This window comes from Mycolicibacterium fallax (genome assembly GCF_010726955.1).
In the GTDB taxonomy this organism is placed as follows: domain Bacteria; phylum Actinomycetota; class Actinomycetes; order Mycobacteriales; family Mycobacteriaceae; genus Mycobacterium; species Mycobacterium fallax.
This window is the reverse complement of record NZ_AP022603.1, coordinates 123,515-139,037: the sequence shown is the minus strand read 5'-3', so window position 1 is coordinate 139,037 and position 15,523 is coordinate 123,515. Positions and strand designations below refer to the sequence as shown.

The 15,523-nt window shown below is 68.0% G+C and carries 15 protein-coding genes; 4 read left to right on the top strand and 11 right to left on the bottom strand.

Features of this window, described 5'->3' with window-relative positions:
* Positions 1-8 precede the first annotated feature (8 nt).
* Positions 9-458: a hypothetical protein gene (locus tag G6N10_RS00675; protein WP_085093856.1), complete on the top strand. Its 450-nt coding sequence runs from the start codon at positions 9-11 to the stop codon at positions 456-458.
* A gap of 1 nt (position 459) precedes the next feature.
* Positions 460-897, top strand: a complete 438-nt coding sequence (locus tag G6N10_RS00670; protein ID WP_085093512.1) for an Rv2576c family protein — start codon at positions 460-462, stop codon at positions 895-897.
* A gap of 63 nt (positions 898-960) precedes the next feature.
* Here the strand turns inward: G6N10_RS00670 and G6N10_RS00665 are convergent, their stop codons facing one another.
* On the bottom strand, positions 961-1,368 hold the full coding sequence (locus G6N10_RS00665) for a hypothetical protein (RefSeq protein WP_085093510.1): 408 nt from the start codon (positions 1,366-1,368) through the stop codon (positions 961-963).
* A gap of 84 nt (positions 1,369-1,452) precedes the next feature.
* On the opposite strand from G6N10_RS00665, the gene G6N10_RS00660 reads away from it, so the two are divergent.
* Together G6N10_RS00660 and G6N10_RS00655 are read left to right on the top strand one after the other, a co-directional pair.
* The gene (locus G6N10_RS00660; protein WP_085093507.1) at positions 1,453-2,109 is read left to right on the top strand and encodes an Rv1363c family protein; all 657 of its coding nucleotides are present in this window, start codon (positions 1,453-1,455) and stop codon (positions 2,107-2,109) included.
* Between the two features lie 103 nt (positions 2,110-2,212).
* Positions 2,213-2,731: an Rv2253/PknI dimerization domain-containing protein gene (locus tag G6N10_RS00655; protein ID WP_085093854.1), complete on the top strand. Its 519-nt coding sequence runs from the start codon at positions 2,213-2,215 to the stop codon at positions 2,729-2,731.
* A gap of 223 nt (positions 2,732-2,954) precedes the next feature.
* Here the strand turns inward: G6N10_RS00655 and G6N10_RS00650 are convergent, their stop codons facing one another.
* The 10 genes from G6N10_RS00650 to G6N10_RS00605 all read right to left on the bottom strand — a co-directional run bounded on the left by G6N10_RS00650 (position 2,955) and on the right by G6N10_RS00605 (position 15,392).
* On the bottom strand, positions 2,955-4,718 hold the full coding sequence (locus G6N10_RS00650; protein ID WP_085093505.1) for an MCE family protein: 1,764 nt from the start codon (positions 4,716-4,718) through the stop codon (positions 2,955-2,957).
* Positions 4,718-5,992, bottom strand: a complete 1,275-nt coding sequence (locus G6N10_RS00645) for an MCE family protein (protein WP_085093852.1) — start codon at positions 5,990-5,992, stop codon at positions 4,718-4,720. Before G6N10_RS00645 ends, G6N10_RS00650 begins: the two co-directional genes overlap by 1 nt.
* Before the next feature lie 35 nt (positions 5,993-6,027).
* Positions 6,028-7,407: an MCE family protein gene (locus tag G6N10_RS00640; protein WP_109750404.1), complete on the bottom strand. Its 1,380-nt coding sequence runs from the start codon at positions 7,405-7,407 to the stop codon at positions 6,028-6,030.
* Complete coding sequence (locus G6N10_RS00635; RefSeq protein WP_085093499.1) at positions 7,407-8,492, bottom strand: MCE family protein; 1,086 nt, start codon at positions 8,490-8,492, stop codon at positions 7,407-7,409. The genes G6N10_RS00640 and G6N10_RS00635 overlap by 1 nt, the downstream gene beginning before the upstream one ends.
* Complete coding sequence (locus G6N10_RS00630) at positions 8,492-9,517, bottom strand: MCE family protein (RefSeq protein WP_085093497.1); 1,026 nt, start codon at positions 9,515-9,517, stop codon at positions 8,492-8,494. The genes G6N10_RS00635 and G6N10_RS00630 overlap by 1 nt, the downstream gene beginning before the upstream one ends.
* Positions 9,514-10,740, bottom strand: coding sequence for an MCE family protein (locus G6N10_RS00625; RefSeq protein WP_179962861.1), 1,227 nt, complete (start codon positions 10,738-10,740; stop codon positions 9,514-9,516). The genes G6N10_RS00630 and G6N10_RS00625 overlap by 4 nt, the downstream gene beginning before the upstream one ends.
* Positions 10,741-10,768: 28 nt before the next feature.
* Positions 10,769-11,626, bottom strand: a complete 858-nt coding sequence (locus G6N10_RS00620; protein WP_085093494.1) for an MlaE family ABC transporter permease — start codon at positions 11,624-11,626, stop codon at positions 10,769-10,771.
* A 3-nt stretch (positions 11,627-11,629) separates the two neighbouring features.
* Positions 11,630-12,466 (bottom strand): MlaE family ABC transporter permease, encoded by an 837-nt coding sequence (locus G6N10_RS00615; protein WP_085093492.1) that lies wholly within the window; start codon positions 12,464-12,466, stop codon positions 11,630-11,632.
* Between the two features lie 211 nt (positions 12,467-12,677).
* Positions 12,678-13,886: a CaiB/BaiF CoA transferase family protein gene (locus G6N10_RS00610; RefSeq protein ID WP_085093490.1), complete on the bottom strand. Its 1,209-nt coding sequence runs from the start codon at positions 13,884-13,886 to the stop codon at positions 12,678-12,680.
* 3 nt (positions 13,887-13,889) lie between these two features.
* Positions 13,890-15,392: an aldehyde dehydrogenase family protein gene (locus G6N10_RS00605; protein ID WP_085093488.1), complete on the bottom strand. Its 1,503-nt coding sequence runs from the start codon at positions 15,390-15,392 to the stop codon at positions 13,890-13,892.
* Between the last annotated feature and the right edge of the window lie 131 nt (positions 15,393-15,523).

Genomic DNA, 15,523 nt, shown 5'->3' with positions numbered 1-15,523 from the left:
TCGTGGCGATGGCGGTGGCCGTCCTCTCGGCGGCAACCGCGCTGGTGCTGGCACCCCCGGCGTCGGCGAAGATGTTCTTCGGCAACTACAACCTGGTCATCCCGGACCGTCGCGACTTCCACACCTGGATCCTGGTGGCCACCGCGCCGTGCCGCGACGAGAACGCCACCCCGATCCCCGGCTGTATCTCCGCGCAGATGATCCCGCAGCCGGTCGCCAAGGCCTCCTACAGCAACATCAATGCCACCCTGGCCGACGGCCGGTACACCATGGTGATTGACAATCCGTTCGGGTTGCGTTGCGGCAACATCTATTACGGACCGGTGGTGCCCACCCACGACGTGTACAGCTGGGATGAGAACACCCTGACCGGTGAGATGACCTCCACCTTCGACGCCGGCTGCGACGGCGCTCCCGGCGGTACGCTCGTCTACCCCTTCGCCCTGCTGAGGTTGTGACATGCGCAAGACCATCCTGACGGCCGCGACCGCTGCCCTGCTGGCCGGTGCCCTGACGCCTGCCACGCCCGCGCTGGCCGACGATCCCCCGCCACCGCCGGCGCCGGCGCTGCACCACATCCGCTACACCGTCAGCGCCGACGGCCCGATCTGGGCGCGGATCTACTACCGCGACACCGAACCGGTGATGTTCTCCGACTACAGCCACAATCCGTTCCAGTTCAGCCCGCGCGCCGACGTGGATCTGGGCCCCGGCCAGCCGTGGGTGCTGGAGACCATGCTGGCCGACCCGGAGATGTGGGCGATGGTCACCGTGCAGAGCGGTGAGGCCCCGAACTTCCCGACGCCCAATTTCGGTTGCGTGCTGGAGGTCGACGGCGTGGTGGTCAAGACCGGCAGCGGCCCCAAGGGCGCGCTGTGCTCACTGCGGAATTGGTGAGCGCCGGTTAGGGTTTCACCCCTCCGCCGGGCCCGCGTCCCGATTCCGCGGGCCCGCGACGGCCTACAGGTCGCCGCGCTGCCAGGTGCTCTTGCCGTCCACCGACACGCACATCAGGAACAGCCCATCGGGCGCCTGGGCAGCCGAACTGAGTTCGCCGATGCAGCTCTCGTCGAGATTGCGGATACCGTGCATCTCCGGGGATCGGAACCAGCGCGGCTCATAGCGCCGCGGCGAACCGCAGAACAGCAGCCGGCCCGGCTCGATCGACGGTCCGGCCACCGCGGTGCCGAAGACGTAGTAGGTGGTGTTGTCGCATGGCGCCCCGAGCACCCGGTACGGCATGATGCCCGGGGTACAGAACGCGTCGTTACAGGTCTGCGGCCCGGCGCCGGCCTGCGGCGCCGCCAGCAGGCTGGTCGCCAACAGCGATGCTCCGAGGATGGCCTTGGTTCCCGCACTCACACGCACATCGACTACTTTCGCCCGGTCCGAGAAATCCGCTTCTCGGTTTCTGAGAAGATTACTGGATCGACCATCCCTCAGGAGGACGTAATGCCCGACGATTCAGCGCAATCGGGCCCGCACCCCGAGCCCGACGCGGCCGAACGCGCCGCCCGCGACGCCCAAGCCCGCGCGGTCGCGGCCCGCGCCCGCGCCGAGGCCCTGCGGGAACTCGCCGCCCGGGTGGCCGGCGACAACGCCGGTACCGGCCGACGGTCGATTCGCCGGCCCGGCGGCCGCGCGGTCCTGGTCGCGGCCGCGGTGCTCGCGATCTGCGGCCTCTCGGCACTGTCCGGGGCAATGCTCTGGCAGCAGCGCGGGCTGGACGTTCGCACCCAGCGAGCCGCCGAGTACCAGGCGATCGCCCGCCAGGGTGTGGTCAACATGATGTCGTTGGACTTCAACGATGCCGAGGGTAGCGTGGGGCGGGTGCTCGACGGCTCCACCGGGCGGTTCCACGCCGAGTATTCCGAGCAGGCCGAGTTGCTCATCAAGGGGCTGCAGCGGTCCAAGGTGGTCACCGAGGTCACCATCGGCACCACCGCGGTCGAATCGATGGATGCCGACAACGCGGTGGTGTTGGTGGCGGCCCGTTCCCAGGCCACCAACGTCACCGACGGACGCCAGGAGCCGCAGACCTTCCGGCTGGCCGTCAGCCTGGCCCGCGACGGGGATCGGATGAAGGTTTCCGAGGTGGATTTCGTCTGAACAAGTGCCGGGTAACCGCGGCTATGTTGCGGGAATGCCACTCGGCTCAGCGCGCGCCAATGTTATTCTGGCGCTTTGAGAATGCGATTCTAGGAGCATGCCGATGACCGCATCGACCGGGAAGGCAATCGCCGCCCTGGCGGCCGCCGCGATGACGGCTGTCGGACTGCTCAGCGCCGCACCCGCGGTTGCGGACCCCGGTTGGGGCATCAACGGCACGTATCAGGCCAGCTCCAACGGTGCGTGGGCCAAGATCAATGACCGCTACCAGGAACAGCCCGGCGAGTTGCAGACCTGGAACATCTCCACCCAGTGCTCGTCGCCGAGCCTGTGCAACGGCACGGTGACCAGCAACGAGGGCTGGACCGCGCCGATCTACACCACCAACGGCCTGTGGCTGGTCAAGCGCGCGGTGCCCAACTGGCGGTTCTGCGAGGACGGCGTCCCGGTGGAGGGCCTGCGCATCTACAAGTTCTACCCGGTCAACGAATCGGGCTTCGTCGATGCCACCTACTCCTCCGGCGAGTTCGCCGGCGAGAACTACACCGTCGGCCCCAGCGGTTCCTGCGGGCGCAACGCGTGGCCGACCGTGCGGATCCCCTTTTATATGAAGACCGCCTGATTCGACGAGGCGAGGAACGAGCCGAGGAAGAGATCAGGCGTTAAGGCACCGCCTGATTCGACGAGGCGAGGAACGAGCCGAGGAAGAGATCAGGCGTTAAGGCACCGCCTGATTCGACGAGGCGAGGAACGAGCCGAGCGGCCCTGCCGCCCAACACATTTCCGACACTGCCCAGACGAGAAAGCCGGCCCCCGGGGGGGCCGGCTTTCTCGTTTGACACCGGTCAGCTGGGCAGCAGATCCTGCCAGCTCTTGGGCTGCGTCACCAGGTCAGCCTGCTGGTACTGGGCGCCGTCACTGCCGGTGTACTCCCCGGTGCGCGGGTTGTACTTGGTCACCTGCATGGACGGCTGGGTCGCCGCAGCGCCGTTGCTGTAGGCCGACGGCGCCACCTCCGGGCTGCCCACCGGCCCGGGCGGGACCCCGGTGCCCATCTGCGGAATGTCCGGCAGCGGACCAAGATTCGGCACATCGGGCATGTGCACCCCACCCGGCGCCTCGACCGGGGGCAGCGGCGCGGTCAGCGGATTCTGTGCCGTCGCGCCCGGTGGCGGCGCCACCGGCGGCGCGGTGTACAGCGGCTGCCCCGGCAGCATCGCGCCCGGGCCCATCCCCGGGAAGCGCGGCGGACCCGCCGGCGGCGCGGGCGGGGATCCCGGCGGCGGAGCCGCCATTCCCTCCGGCAGCGGGGTGCCGTCGACCGGACCGAAGGTGTTGGAGTCCGGCAGGGCCCGGGAGTCGATCGGCACGCCCTGGGACACCAGGTTCGGGTCGAACGGGTACGGCCCGAGGGCGTGCTGACGCTGGGCCAGCGGCTGATAGCCGCGCGGGTCCTCACACAGCTCCACCGTCGGTGCCCGCTTGCCCGGGAAGCCTTGGCACGGGTAGTTGCGGGCACCGCGCACCGCGATCGGTGAGTCGTGCGGCAGCTTGCAGTACAGGTTGTCCGGGGTGTCGATGGTGGTGGTGTCGGCCGGGCTGCGCCAGGCCGACGGGGGCAGGAAGCCCACCGTGCACGGCACCGGATCGGCCAGGCCCAGCGAGAAGTCACCGTTGGGCAGGCCGGCCGGGTTGTTCGTCGGCGCGTAGGTCTGGATCTGCGCGACGTACGGCGGGAGCAGCACCAGCAGCTGCTCCAGCGAGGCGTGGTAGGTGACACCGATCTGGCCGATGGTGGTCAGGTTGGTCAGCAGGATCGGCAGCGTCGGCTTGAGCTGGTTGAGCAGCGCCGAGGCCTCCGCGGCGAACGCCGGACCCTCCCGCAGCACGTTGCGAACCTCGGCGTCGCGGGTGCTGATCTGCCCGGTGATGCCGGCCAGGCTGCGCCCCCAGGTGCGGATGGAATCGGTGGTCTGGGCCTGGGCGTTGAGCAGCGGAACGGAGTCATCCACCAGGGCCCGGGTGCGGTCGGCGATGCGGTCGCCCTCCCGGCTGATGGTCGACGCCGAGTCCAGCATCGAGCCGAAGTCGTACCCGGTGCCGTTGAACGCCTTGTAGGTCTCGTCGAGCAGCTTGGACAGCTGTTCCTTGGGGATGGTGTCGACCAGCGCGCTGACCTGGTCGAGCATCGGCCCGACGGCCTGCGGGATGGTGGTGGCCTCCCGCGGGATCACCGACCCGCTGGCCAGGTACGGCCCTTCGTCGGTGCTGGGCTGCAGATCGACGTACTGCTCGCCGACCGCCGACATGCTGCGCACGTGCGCCGTCAGGGCGGCCGGGATCTTCGGGGAGGAATCCAGCGACAGCGTCGCCACCGCGCCCGTCGGCGTGAGGTCCACCCCGGTGACCTTGCCGACCTGCACCCCGCGGTAGGTGACGTTGCTGAACTTGTACAGCCCACCGGTGGCCGGCAGCTCCAGCTTGACGACGGTGCGTCCCAGCCCGAGCAGCGTCGGCAACTGCATGTAGCCGAACAGCATCACCGCCACACCCACCAGCGACGCGATGGTGAACAGGATCAGCTGTGTCCTGACGAAACGTGTGAGCATCAGCCACCATTCCCATACGGTCCGGCGAAGATCGACGAGGAGGAGTCCGCCGGCGGCGAAACCGCCTGGGGCGCACCGAGCATCGGCTGAGGGGGCACCGCGGGCAGCACCGGGCCGATGTTGGCCGGCGGCGGCGGGGCCTGCGGCATGGTGAGCTCACCCTGCGGCACCCCGCTCAGCGGCGGCGGCGCCGCGACCCCGGTCTTGAGCGGGTCATAGGTGTAGTTCAGATAGGTCGGGTCACCGTAGGTCGGGACCAGGCCGGCGTCCTGCTGTTCCCACCGGGTGCCCAGCATCAGGCTGTGCTTGAGCCGTGGCACGGTCAGGTCGATGGTGGCGAACAGGTTGTAGAAGTCACCGCGGATCGACCGGTCCATGAAGCTCTGGGTGAACGGGAAGTGACCCGCGTACTCGATGATGGCCGCCAACGACGGGCCGACGTCGGCGAGCGCCTTGAACGCGGGCTCCAGGTTGGCCAGGTTGGCCACCAGATCGTCCTTGGAGTCACCGCTGAACTCGCTGACCGTCGCGCTGAACGTGCCGAACTTCTGCATCGCCGAGACGAACTTCGGCCGCTGCTTGCTCAGCACCTCCAGCGCGGGCGGAATCTTCACCAGCGCATCGGAGATGACATCGTTCTGCTCGGCGAACGTCGAGGCCAACCGATTCATCGAACGGATGGTCGCAATGATGTTGTCCCGCTGAGTGTCCAGCGTGGTGACGAACTTGTCCATCCGGGTCAGCAGGTCGCGGAAGTCGGCCTCGCGGCCGCTCATCGCGATGCTGAAGTTGTGGATGACATCGCCGATCTGACCCAACCCGCCACCATTGACGACGGCCGCCAGCGACGACAGCGTCTTCTCCGTGGTGGGGAAGGTCGACGCACTGTCGATCGGGATGACCGTGCCGGGCGCCAGGGCGCCGTGCGGCTGCTCGTTCAACGGTGTCTTCAGGGCCACGTGCATGGAGCCAAGCAGGCTGGTCTGGCCGACGCTGACCTGAACGTTTTCCGGCACCACCACATCGGGCAGCACCGAGAACTCGACATCGGCGTGCCAGTCCTTGACCGTCATTTTGCGCACGCTGCCGACCACGACGTCGTTGATCATCACCGGCGAGTTCGGTTCCAGCATCGCTACATTGGCGATCTCGGCGTGGAACACCTTGGCGTCCGAGCCGCGTCCCACCGCACCCGGCAGCGGCAACGAGTTGACGCCCTGGAACGCGCAGCCGCCGGTCGTCAGTGCGACGGACAGGCCGGCCACGGCGACCATCCGCACGGCCCGGTGGCTGTTGGGCTTCGAGCGCTTCACTGTCCTCCTCCACCCGGGTTCAGCAGGGCCGGCAGCGAGGACGGCACGTTCGGCGGGGAATACCCGCCACCGGGCAGCATCTGCTGGGCGCCCGGCGGGGCCTCCCCCGGCGCTCGACCGGTGAACGGCGCGGGCGGCGGCGGTCCCGGCGGCAGCCCGCCGTAGGCGGACACCGCCGGCGGCGGCTCCGGTGCGGACGGCTTGCCCGCGGTACCACCCGGGGCCAGGCTGGGCTCGGAATACACGATGTTCTCCGGGCTGGCCGAGGGCATCAGGTACGGCGCGATGGGGAACGGAATGGCGTTGAAGTTCATCAACCGCAGCGCCGGCCCGAGGTACTGCGCGCACAGCTTGGAGGTCTCCGGTGAGGTGACGTTCTCCACCGCACCGACCGCCCCGCAGATGAACTCCAGCGGGCTGGACATGTTGTTGAACACGAACTGGCCCAGCGGACTGCCGGAGTTCGGGTTGTAGATGTTGTAGCCGTTGACGAAGGCGTTCGGGGCGATGTGCAGGATGTTCTTCACGTTCATCTGGTTGTCGACCAGGTTCTGCGTCACGTTCGTCAGCCGCTGGATCTGCTCGGCGGTCTTGTCCCGGGTGCCGTGGATGAATCGCTTGACCTCGACGGTGGCGGCCGACAGGTTCACCAGCGCCTCGTCGAGATCCGAGCGACCGCCGTCGACGACACTGGTCAGCGAGGCCAGCCGGTTCTGAAACGACACCACCTGGGCGCTGCTGTCGCGCAGTGCCGTGACGAACAGTTGCAGGTTCTCGATGATGTCGACGATGTTGCCGCTGCCCTCGGCCAGCACCCGGGATACCCCGGCCATCTCCTTGATGGTCTCGCGCAGCTTGTCGCCGTTGCCGTCCAGGGCGTTGGCGGCACTGTCGATCACCCGCGACACCGAGGTGCCGTCGACACCGCTGCGCGGACCGAGCTCGGTGGACATCCGCATCAACTGGGTCTTGACCTCATCCCACTCGACCGGAACCGCGGTGTGTTCCCGGGGGATTTCGGCATTGTCGGGCATCGTCGGGCCTTCGCCCTTGTAGGCCGGCGCCAACTGCACATAGCGCGCGGCCACCAGGTTCGGGGCGACGATGATCGCCTTGGCATCGGCGGGCACCGGCACGCCGCGGTCGACTTTCAGGGTGAGCCGGGTCTGGGTGCCCTCCGGGGTGATCGCGGAGATGGTGCCGACCTTGACCCCCGACACCCGCACCTCGTCGCCGGGATAGATGCCGGTGGCGGTGTCGAACAGCGCGCTGACGGTGCGGGGGCCGAAGAACACCCGTTGCACGACGTAGGCACCGCCGAGCACCAGGGCCACGACCGCGGCGAGCGCAATTCCGTTACGCAGTGACTTTTTCATCAGCGGGCCCCTCCGGGAATCCCGTTGTAGGGCAATGGAAGTTCGGCGCGCGGGCCGGCATTGTCCGGCGGCTGACCGGCGTTGACACCGCGCCGGAAGCCGAACGCGTAGTCCATGAACGGCTGCAGTGCGATCTGGGCGACACCCAGGTTCGGCACGAACGCGTTGTAGTACGGGCCGTTGGCCAGCGTCTCGCCCTGGGACAGCATGAACTTCTTCATGTCCGGCAGCATCTTGGTGATGTTGTCGCGGTTCTTCTCCAGCACCGCGGTCACCGAGTTCAGCCGATCCAGCGTCGGACCCAGCTGCTCCTCGTTGTCGGCCACCACGCCGCGCAGCTGCAGCGTGACCGCGGAGGTGGCGGCCATCAGGTCGATGATGGCCTGGCGACGGTCACTGAGCACGCCGAGCAGCGCATCGGCGTTGAGCAGCAGCGTGTTCAACTGCTGGCTGCGCTTGCCGAGCACCTTGGTCACGTTCCCGGCGCTCTTGAGCAGGGCCCCGAGGTTCTCGTTGCGGCTGTTGATCGATTTCGACAGTCGACTCAGCCCGTCAAAGGTCGGGCCGAGCTGCGGGGCGATCTCGTCGAGGGTCTGAGACAGGGTGTCCAGCGCGGCGTTCAGCGAGCCGGTGTCGGTGTCCGCGGTGTTGCTGGTCAGGTCGCCGATCGCGTCGGTCAGCGAATACGGCGAGGACGTCCGCGTCGTCGGGATGATCTCCGAGGGCGGCAGCGTTCCGCTGCCGTCGGACTCCAGGGCGAGCACCCGCTCACCGAGCAGCGATCCGGTGCGGATATGCGCGGTGGTCTGGGAGCCCAGCGGGTACCGGCCCTCGGTGGTGAAGGTGACCAGCGCATCGCCGTTGCGCAGGCCGACGTCGGTCACCGAGCCGATCTTCATCCCCGACAGCGTCACGTCGTTGCCGACCATGATGCCGCCGGCCTCGGTGAACAGCGCCTGATGCCGCACCGAGGTGGCCCATTGGGTGATCCGCTCGGGCTGCAGGCCGATCGCGATGATCAGCAGGATCAGCACGGCGCCGAGAATGCCGGCCCGGATCAGATTGGATTCGCGGTATTTACGCATCAGATCTCCGCGCACCTTCCGGCTTCTTGCTTGATCCACGGGAACACCGCGGTCCGGCCCTGCAGGTCGGTGACGCGGACCTGCAGACCGCAGATGTAGTACATGATCCAGCTGCCGTAGGAGCCGAGCCGGGCCAGCTTGCGGTAGTTGCCGGGAGCGCGGCCCAGGCCGGTGTCCAGGGTGGCCTTGTCATCGTCGAGCAGGGTGGCGACCCGGTTGAGTTCGATGACGTCGCCCTTGAGCGGGGCGCGGGCCTGGGTCAGCAGGTCGGCCAGCGAGCTGGTGCCGTCCTCCAGCTTGGTCAGCGAATCGCCGAGGGTGTCCTTGTCCTCGGCGAGCCCGCTGATCAGCTTCTCCAGCTTGTCGACTGCGCCGTCGAACTTCTCGCCGTCCTTGGACAGCGTGCCCACCACGGTGTTCATGTTGTCGATCAGTTCCTGGACGACCTGGTTGTCGTCGGCCAGGCCGGAGGAGAACGACGAGGTGCGGCTCAGCAGCGAGTCCAGGGTGCCGCCCTGGCCCTGCATGATCTGGATCAGCGCCGAGGACAGCGCATTGACGTCCTGCGGGTTGAGGCCCTGGATCACCGGGCGCAGGCCGCCGAGCAGCATGTCCAGGTCCAGTGCCCCGGAGGTGCGCTCCTTGGGGATCTGGGCTCCGGCGGGCAGTACCCGGGCGTCACCGGGCTTGTCGATCAGTTCCAGGTACCGGTCGCCGACGAGGTTCAGGTAGCGCACCGCCACCTCGGTTCCCTCGGTGAGCCGGATGCCGCGGTCGGCGTCGAACTTCACCGTCACGGTGTGGTCGGGCTGCAGCGCAACGTCGTTGACGGTGCCGACCCGCACCCCGGCGACCCGGACCGAGTCGCCGGAGGCCAGCCGGGAGGCGTCGTCGATGACGGCGCTGTAGGAGTTGACCTTGCCGCTGCGGAACTCGCCGAAGGCCATGAACAGGAACACCGTCAGGACCGACATCACCGTGGCGAACACCGCGAACTTGATCAGGGTGCTTCGAGCGCGGGTCATCCGGGCATTCCGATCTGCAGGGAGTTGCGCGGCGGGCCGTCCAGCGGGCCGAACAGCATCTGCTTGAGTCCGTCGGAGTTGAGCAGAATGCCCTGGTTGCCGTACTGCCACGGGTTGGCGTTGGTGTCGGTGACCAGGTACTTGCTCTTGTTGCCGAAACCGATGTAGGGCAGGCCCATGCAGTGCGGTCCGCCGCTGGCCGCGACCTTGGGCAGGTTCTGCGGGTAGCGGTAGCGGTCGACGTGCAGGGTGAACGCGACGTTCACCAAGATGCCCGGCTCCATCGTCGGCGGCTGGTAGAGCAGGTATTCCATGCCCTTGAGCGAGCAGTTCAGGCCCGGGGCGTATTCGTCGAGCAGGTCGGTGGTCGGCCGCAGCAGGTTCAGCACCGTGCTCAGCCCCTCCCGGTTGCCGCCGATCACGTCGTTGGACACGTCGGCCAGCCCGATCATGCTGACCAGGAACGCATCCAGGTTCTTCTGCTCCTCGACGATGCTCTGGCTGATCCGGTTGGTGTTGGTGACCGTCTCCACCAGCTCCGGGGTGACATCGGCGTAGGCCTCGGCCACCGGCGCCATCAGCTCCATCGTCGTGCCGAGGTTGTCCAGGCTGGGCTCCAGCTTGCCGATCATGGCGTTCAGGTCGGTGACCGTCTGGCCGAACTGCTCACCGCGACCACCGGTGGCCTGGCTCAGCGCACCCAGGGTCTCGTTGAGCTTGATCGGGTCGATCTTCTCCAGCACCGTCACCAGCTGCTGGAACACCGTGTTCATCTCGACGGTGACGTGGTCGACCGGCAGCACCTGGCCGGACTGCAGGGTGCCGACGGGCCCGCTGGTCGGCGGGTCGAACTGCACGTACTTGGCGCCGAACACCGTCGAGGAGGCGATCTGGGCGCGGGAGTTGCCCGGGATCATCTTCATCAGTTCGGGGTTCATCGCCAGGTGCAGCGCGGCCATCCCGTCGGGCAGCGACTCGATCGAGGAGACCCGGCCCACCTCCACGCCGTACATCTTGACCTTGGCGTCGTTGCTCATCACCAGGCCGGCCCGATGCGCCATCACCGTGACCGGGAGGGTCTTGGTGAACGCGCCCTGGAACAGGCCGACGGCGACGGTGGCCACCAGGGCCAGCACCAGGACCGCGGCCAGGCCGGTGACCGGGCGCACCCAGGCCGCCGGCTGCCGCCGTTTGGTCGGCGCGCGGTGCGGGCGGGCACCGATGGGCTGTGCGTTCACGCTTGCCTCTCCCCTAGCCGCTCAGGTTGAAGTTGCCGTTGGAGCCGTAGATCGCCAGCGAGACCAGCAGCGTCACCGAGACGACGACGACCAGGCTGGTGCGCACGGCGTTGCCGACCGCGGCGCCGACCCCGGAGGGCCCGCCCGCGGCGAAATAGCCGAAGTAGGTGTGGATCAACAGGATCGTGACCGCCATCAGGATCGCCTGCACGAAGGACCACAGCAGGTCGATGGGATTGAGGAACGTGTCGAAGTAGTGCTGGTAGAGGCCGCCGGACTGGCCGAAGAGCACCACGGTGGTGAACTGGCTGGCCACAAAGGACAGGATCACCGCGATGGAGTACAGCGGCGTGATCGCGATCATGCCGGCGATGAACCTGGTGGATACCAGGTACTCGACCGACCGGATGCCCATCGACTCCAGCGCGTCGACCTCCTCGTTGATCCGCATGGCACCGAGTTGCGCGGTGACACCGGCACCGAAGGTGGCCGCCAGTCCGATCCCGGCCACCACCGGCGCGGCGATGCGGACGTTGATGAACGCGGACAGGAAGCCGGTCAGCGCCTCGATCCCGATGTTGCCCAGCGAGGAGTAACCCTGGATCGCCAGGGTGCCGCCGGCGGCCAGGGTCAGGAAGCCGACGATCACCACGGTGCCGCCGATCATCGCCAGCGTGCCGGCGCCCATCGAGATCTCGGCGATCAGCCGGATGATCTCCTTACGGAAATGCACGGCGGCGTACGGCACACCGGCCAGCGCCCGGCCGTAGAACAGCACGTGATCGCCGATGCCGGAGAACACGTCGATCGGACGCCGAAGATTGTCGACCAGGCGCGGAAACCAGGTCCGCACGATCTGGGCAGTACTCATGCGCTATCCCGTCGTCATCCGGATGCCGATGGCGGTGACCACCACGTTCACCACAAACAACGCCATGAACGCGTACACCACCGTCTCGTTGACGGCGTTGCCGACCGCCTTCGCGCCGCCGCCGGTGATGGTCAACCCGCGGTAGCAGGCCACCAGGCCGGCGATCAGGCCGAACAACAGCGCCTTGACACAGGAGATCAGCACCTCCGGCACCCCGGTCAGCAGCGTCATCCCCGCGGCGAAGGCACCGGGGTTGACGTCCTGGATGAACACCGAGAAGGCATAGCCGCCCAGGATGCCGATGATCACGACCAGGCTGTTGAGCAGGAAGGCCACCAGGCCCGAGGCCAGCATCCGCGGCGTCACCAGCCGCTGCACCGGGTTGATGCCCAGCACCTCCATGGCGTCGATCTCCTCGCGGATGGTCCGCGAGCCGAGGTCCGCGCACATCGCCGTGGCCCCGGCCCCGGCAACAATCAGCACCGTCACCATCGGGCCGAGCTGGGTCACCGCACCGAACGCCGCCCCCGCGCCGGACAGGTCAGCGGCGCCGAGTTCGCGCAGCAGGATGTTCAGCGTGAACGACACCAGCACGGTGAACGGAATCGCCACCAGCAGCGTCGGCGCCAGCGACACCCGAGCGACGAACCAGGACTGTTCCAGGAACTCCCGCCACTGGAACGGCCGCACGAAGATGAACCGGATCGCGTCAGCGCCCATCGAGAACAGGCCGCCGATGGCCTGGGCGGGTTGGGACAGATTCTTGATGACGGGTATGCCGGTGGACCAACGCTCGGGGCTCTTAGTCGCCAATTGCCGGTCCTTCCAGGGCGCTGCCATCGGTTCCGGGTCGTGCCTGGGCCACCGCACCGCGGCCGGTACCCCGATCTTCTTGGCCCAGGCAATCGGTCACAGTGTAGGAAATTGCGAGCTCCACAACACTTTTTCCCGAAAATGTAATGCCACTTACGTCAACCGGCGATGAAATCGCCTGGTCGGCGCGAGGATTCGCGGCAGACAGGGTGATCATGTCGTGGGCGCTTCCGATCCGTTAGGTGACCGCGCCTGCGGTCTTCAGTTCGATGATGCGGTCCCAGTCGAGTCCCAGTTCGAGCAGGATGTCGTCGGTCTGTTCGGCAAAGCCCGGCGCCGGCCCGGTCTGGGGCGCGGTGACGTCGAACTGCACCGGGTTGGCAACGAGATCCAGATCACCGGCTCGGACAATGTACTCGTTGGCCCGCACCTGCGCATCGGAGGCCGCCTGCAGGGTGTCCTGCACCGGCGCCCACGGCCCGGCCAGCGTCGCGAATCGCTCGCTCCACTGCTCCAGCGGCCGCGTCTTGATCACCTTCTCGATGATCTCGACGGCCGCCGGGGTGTTCTCGGCGATGGATTCGGCGGTGCCGAACCGGGGATCGTCGGCCAGTTCCGGCAGGTCCAGGTGCCGGCACACGTCGCCCCAGAACTTGGTCGGCTGCATCATCACGAAGGAGATGTAGCGATCGTCGGAGGTCGGGTACAGGTGCACCAGCGGGTTGATCGGCGATCCCGCGTTGTTCGGCGGCGGATTGACCAGCAGCTCGTCCAGATGCGAGGTCAGCGCGATCAGATGCCCCATCGCCCACAGCCCGCTGCCCAGCAGCGACACGTCGACCACCGACGGCTCGCCGGTGCGCTCCCGTTTGAACAGCGCCGCGGCGATGCCGCCGGCCAGGTTGGTGCCGGAGATGGTGTCGCCGTAGGCCGGTCCGGGCGGGCCGATCATCCCGTCCAGGCCCGGCGGGGTGATCGAGGCGGCGGTGCCGGCCCGGCACCAGAACGCCGTCATGTCGTAGCCGCCCTTGGCCGCTTCCTCGCCGCGCGGGCCGAATGCGCTGCCGCGGGCGTAGATCACCGTCGGGTTGACCGCGCGGATGTCGTCGACGTCGATGCCGAACTTGGCGCGGTGCCCGGGCAGGAAACTGGTCAGGAACACGTCGGCGCGCCGGGCGAGTTCCAGCAGCACCTCGCACCCCTCGGGGGTGCCCATCTCCAGGCCGATGCTGCGCTTGCCGCGGTTGGCGTGCTCGATGTTGGGGTTCGGGTCGCCCTCGACGCGCAGCGACCCGGTCTGGCGCAGCCCGCGCTGCGGATCGCCGGTGACCGCGTGCTCGACCTTGATGACTTCGGCGCCCCATTCGGCGAGCACCGCACCGGCCGAGGGGACGAAGCCGTACATGGCGACTTCCAGCACCCGCACGCCCTCCAGTGGCTTGCTCATCGGCTACCCCACCACCGTTGCGAAGGTCTTGGACTCCAGGAATTCTTCCAGCCCGGCCGAACCCATCTCCCGGCCGATGCCGGACTGCTTGAACCCGCCGAACGGTGCGTCCGGGCTGAAGTAGTTGCCGCCGTTGATGCTGAAGGTTCCGGTGCGGATCCGGCGGGCCAGCGCCAGCGCGCGGTCCTGATCGCCGAACACCGCCCCGGACAGTCCGTAGATGGAGTTGTTGGCGATGCGCACCGCGTCGTCATCGTCGTCGTAGGCGATGACCGCCAGCACCGGGCCGAACACCTCCTCCTGGGCGATCTCGGAGTCCGGGTCGACGTCGGCCAGCAGGGTCGGGGTGTAGAAGAACCCGGGTCCCTGCTTCTGCCCGCCGGTGACCAGGGTGGCGCCGGCGGCGACCGCGCGCTGCACCATGGCATCGACCTTGTCGCGCTGCTTCTCGCTGATCAGCGGGCCCATGTAGGTGGTCGGCTCGTTGGGATCGCCGTAGCGGACGTGGCTAAAGTGCGTCTTGATCATCTCGACGATCTCGTCGCGCCGCGAGCGCGGCACCAGGAGCCGCGAGGTCAGCGCGCAGCCCTGGCCGGCGTGGGTGACCATCGAGAACGCCGCGAAGATGGTGGCCATGTTGAGCTCGGCGTCATCGAGGATGATCGCCGCGGACTTGCCGCCGAGTTCCAGGAACACCTTCTTCAGCGTCTCGCTGGCCGCGGCCATGATGGCCCGCCCGGTCGGGGTCGAGCCGGTGAAGGTCACCATGTCGACGTCCGGGCTGACGGTCAGCGCCGCACCGACGGCCGGTTCGACGCCGGAGATCACGTTGACCACCCCGGCCGGGATGTCGGTGTGGTTGGCGATCAGCTCGCCGAGCGCCAGGGTGATCAGCGGGGTGTCCGGGGCGGCCTTGAGCACCACCGTGCAGCCGGCGGCCAGCGCCGGGGCGAGCTTGGCCAGCGCCAGCTGGTTGGGGTAGTTGTAGGCGATGATGGCCGCCACCACGCCGGCGGCCTCCTTCTCCACCCAGCGGTGGTGCTGCATTCCGCGGCTCTCGATGTTGCCGAGGTCCTCGGTCATCGGGTAGTCCCGCAGCAGGTCCGCGTAGTACTTGACGATGGCGACGGGCTGGTCGTACTGGGCGCCGGCCAGCAGCGCCGGGGTGGCGCCGACCTCGTCGGTGGTCAGCTGGCCCATCTCGTCGCGATGGGCCACCAGCGCGGCGTGCAACTGCTCCAGGCAGCGCACCCGCAGCTCGGTGTTGGTGGACCAGTCGGTGGTGTCGAAGGCCGTGCGGGCCGCCGCGATGGCCGCCTCGGCGTCGGCGACGGTCGCGTCCGGGGCGTGCGCGAGCACCTCGCCGGTGGCCGGGTTGAGGCTGGCGTAGGTCGCGCCGCCCTGCGCTTCGACGAGCTTTCCGTCGATCAGCAGGCGCCGCGCGGGCCGCCGGTCATCGGTTGCGGTCGCGCCGCCGGTCGTTGCGACTGCGTCTGGGGATGCCATCGAGTCTCCTGGGTTGGCTATGGACACGTCATTCTCATTCGTCGCGAATCCTACAGCCCGATGTCGAGAACGCCAGCCCGGGAGCGAGGCGTCCCGGGGATTGCCAAGATAGCCCACCCTGCCGTCCGCGA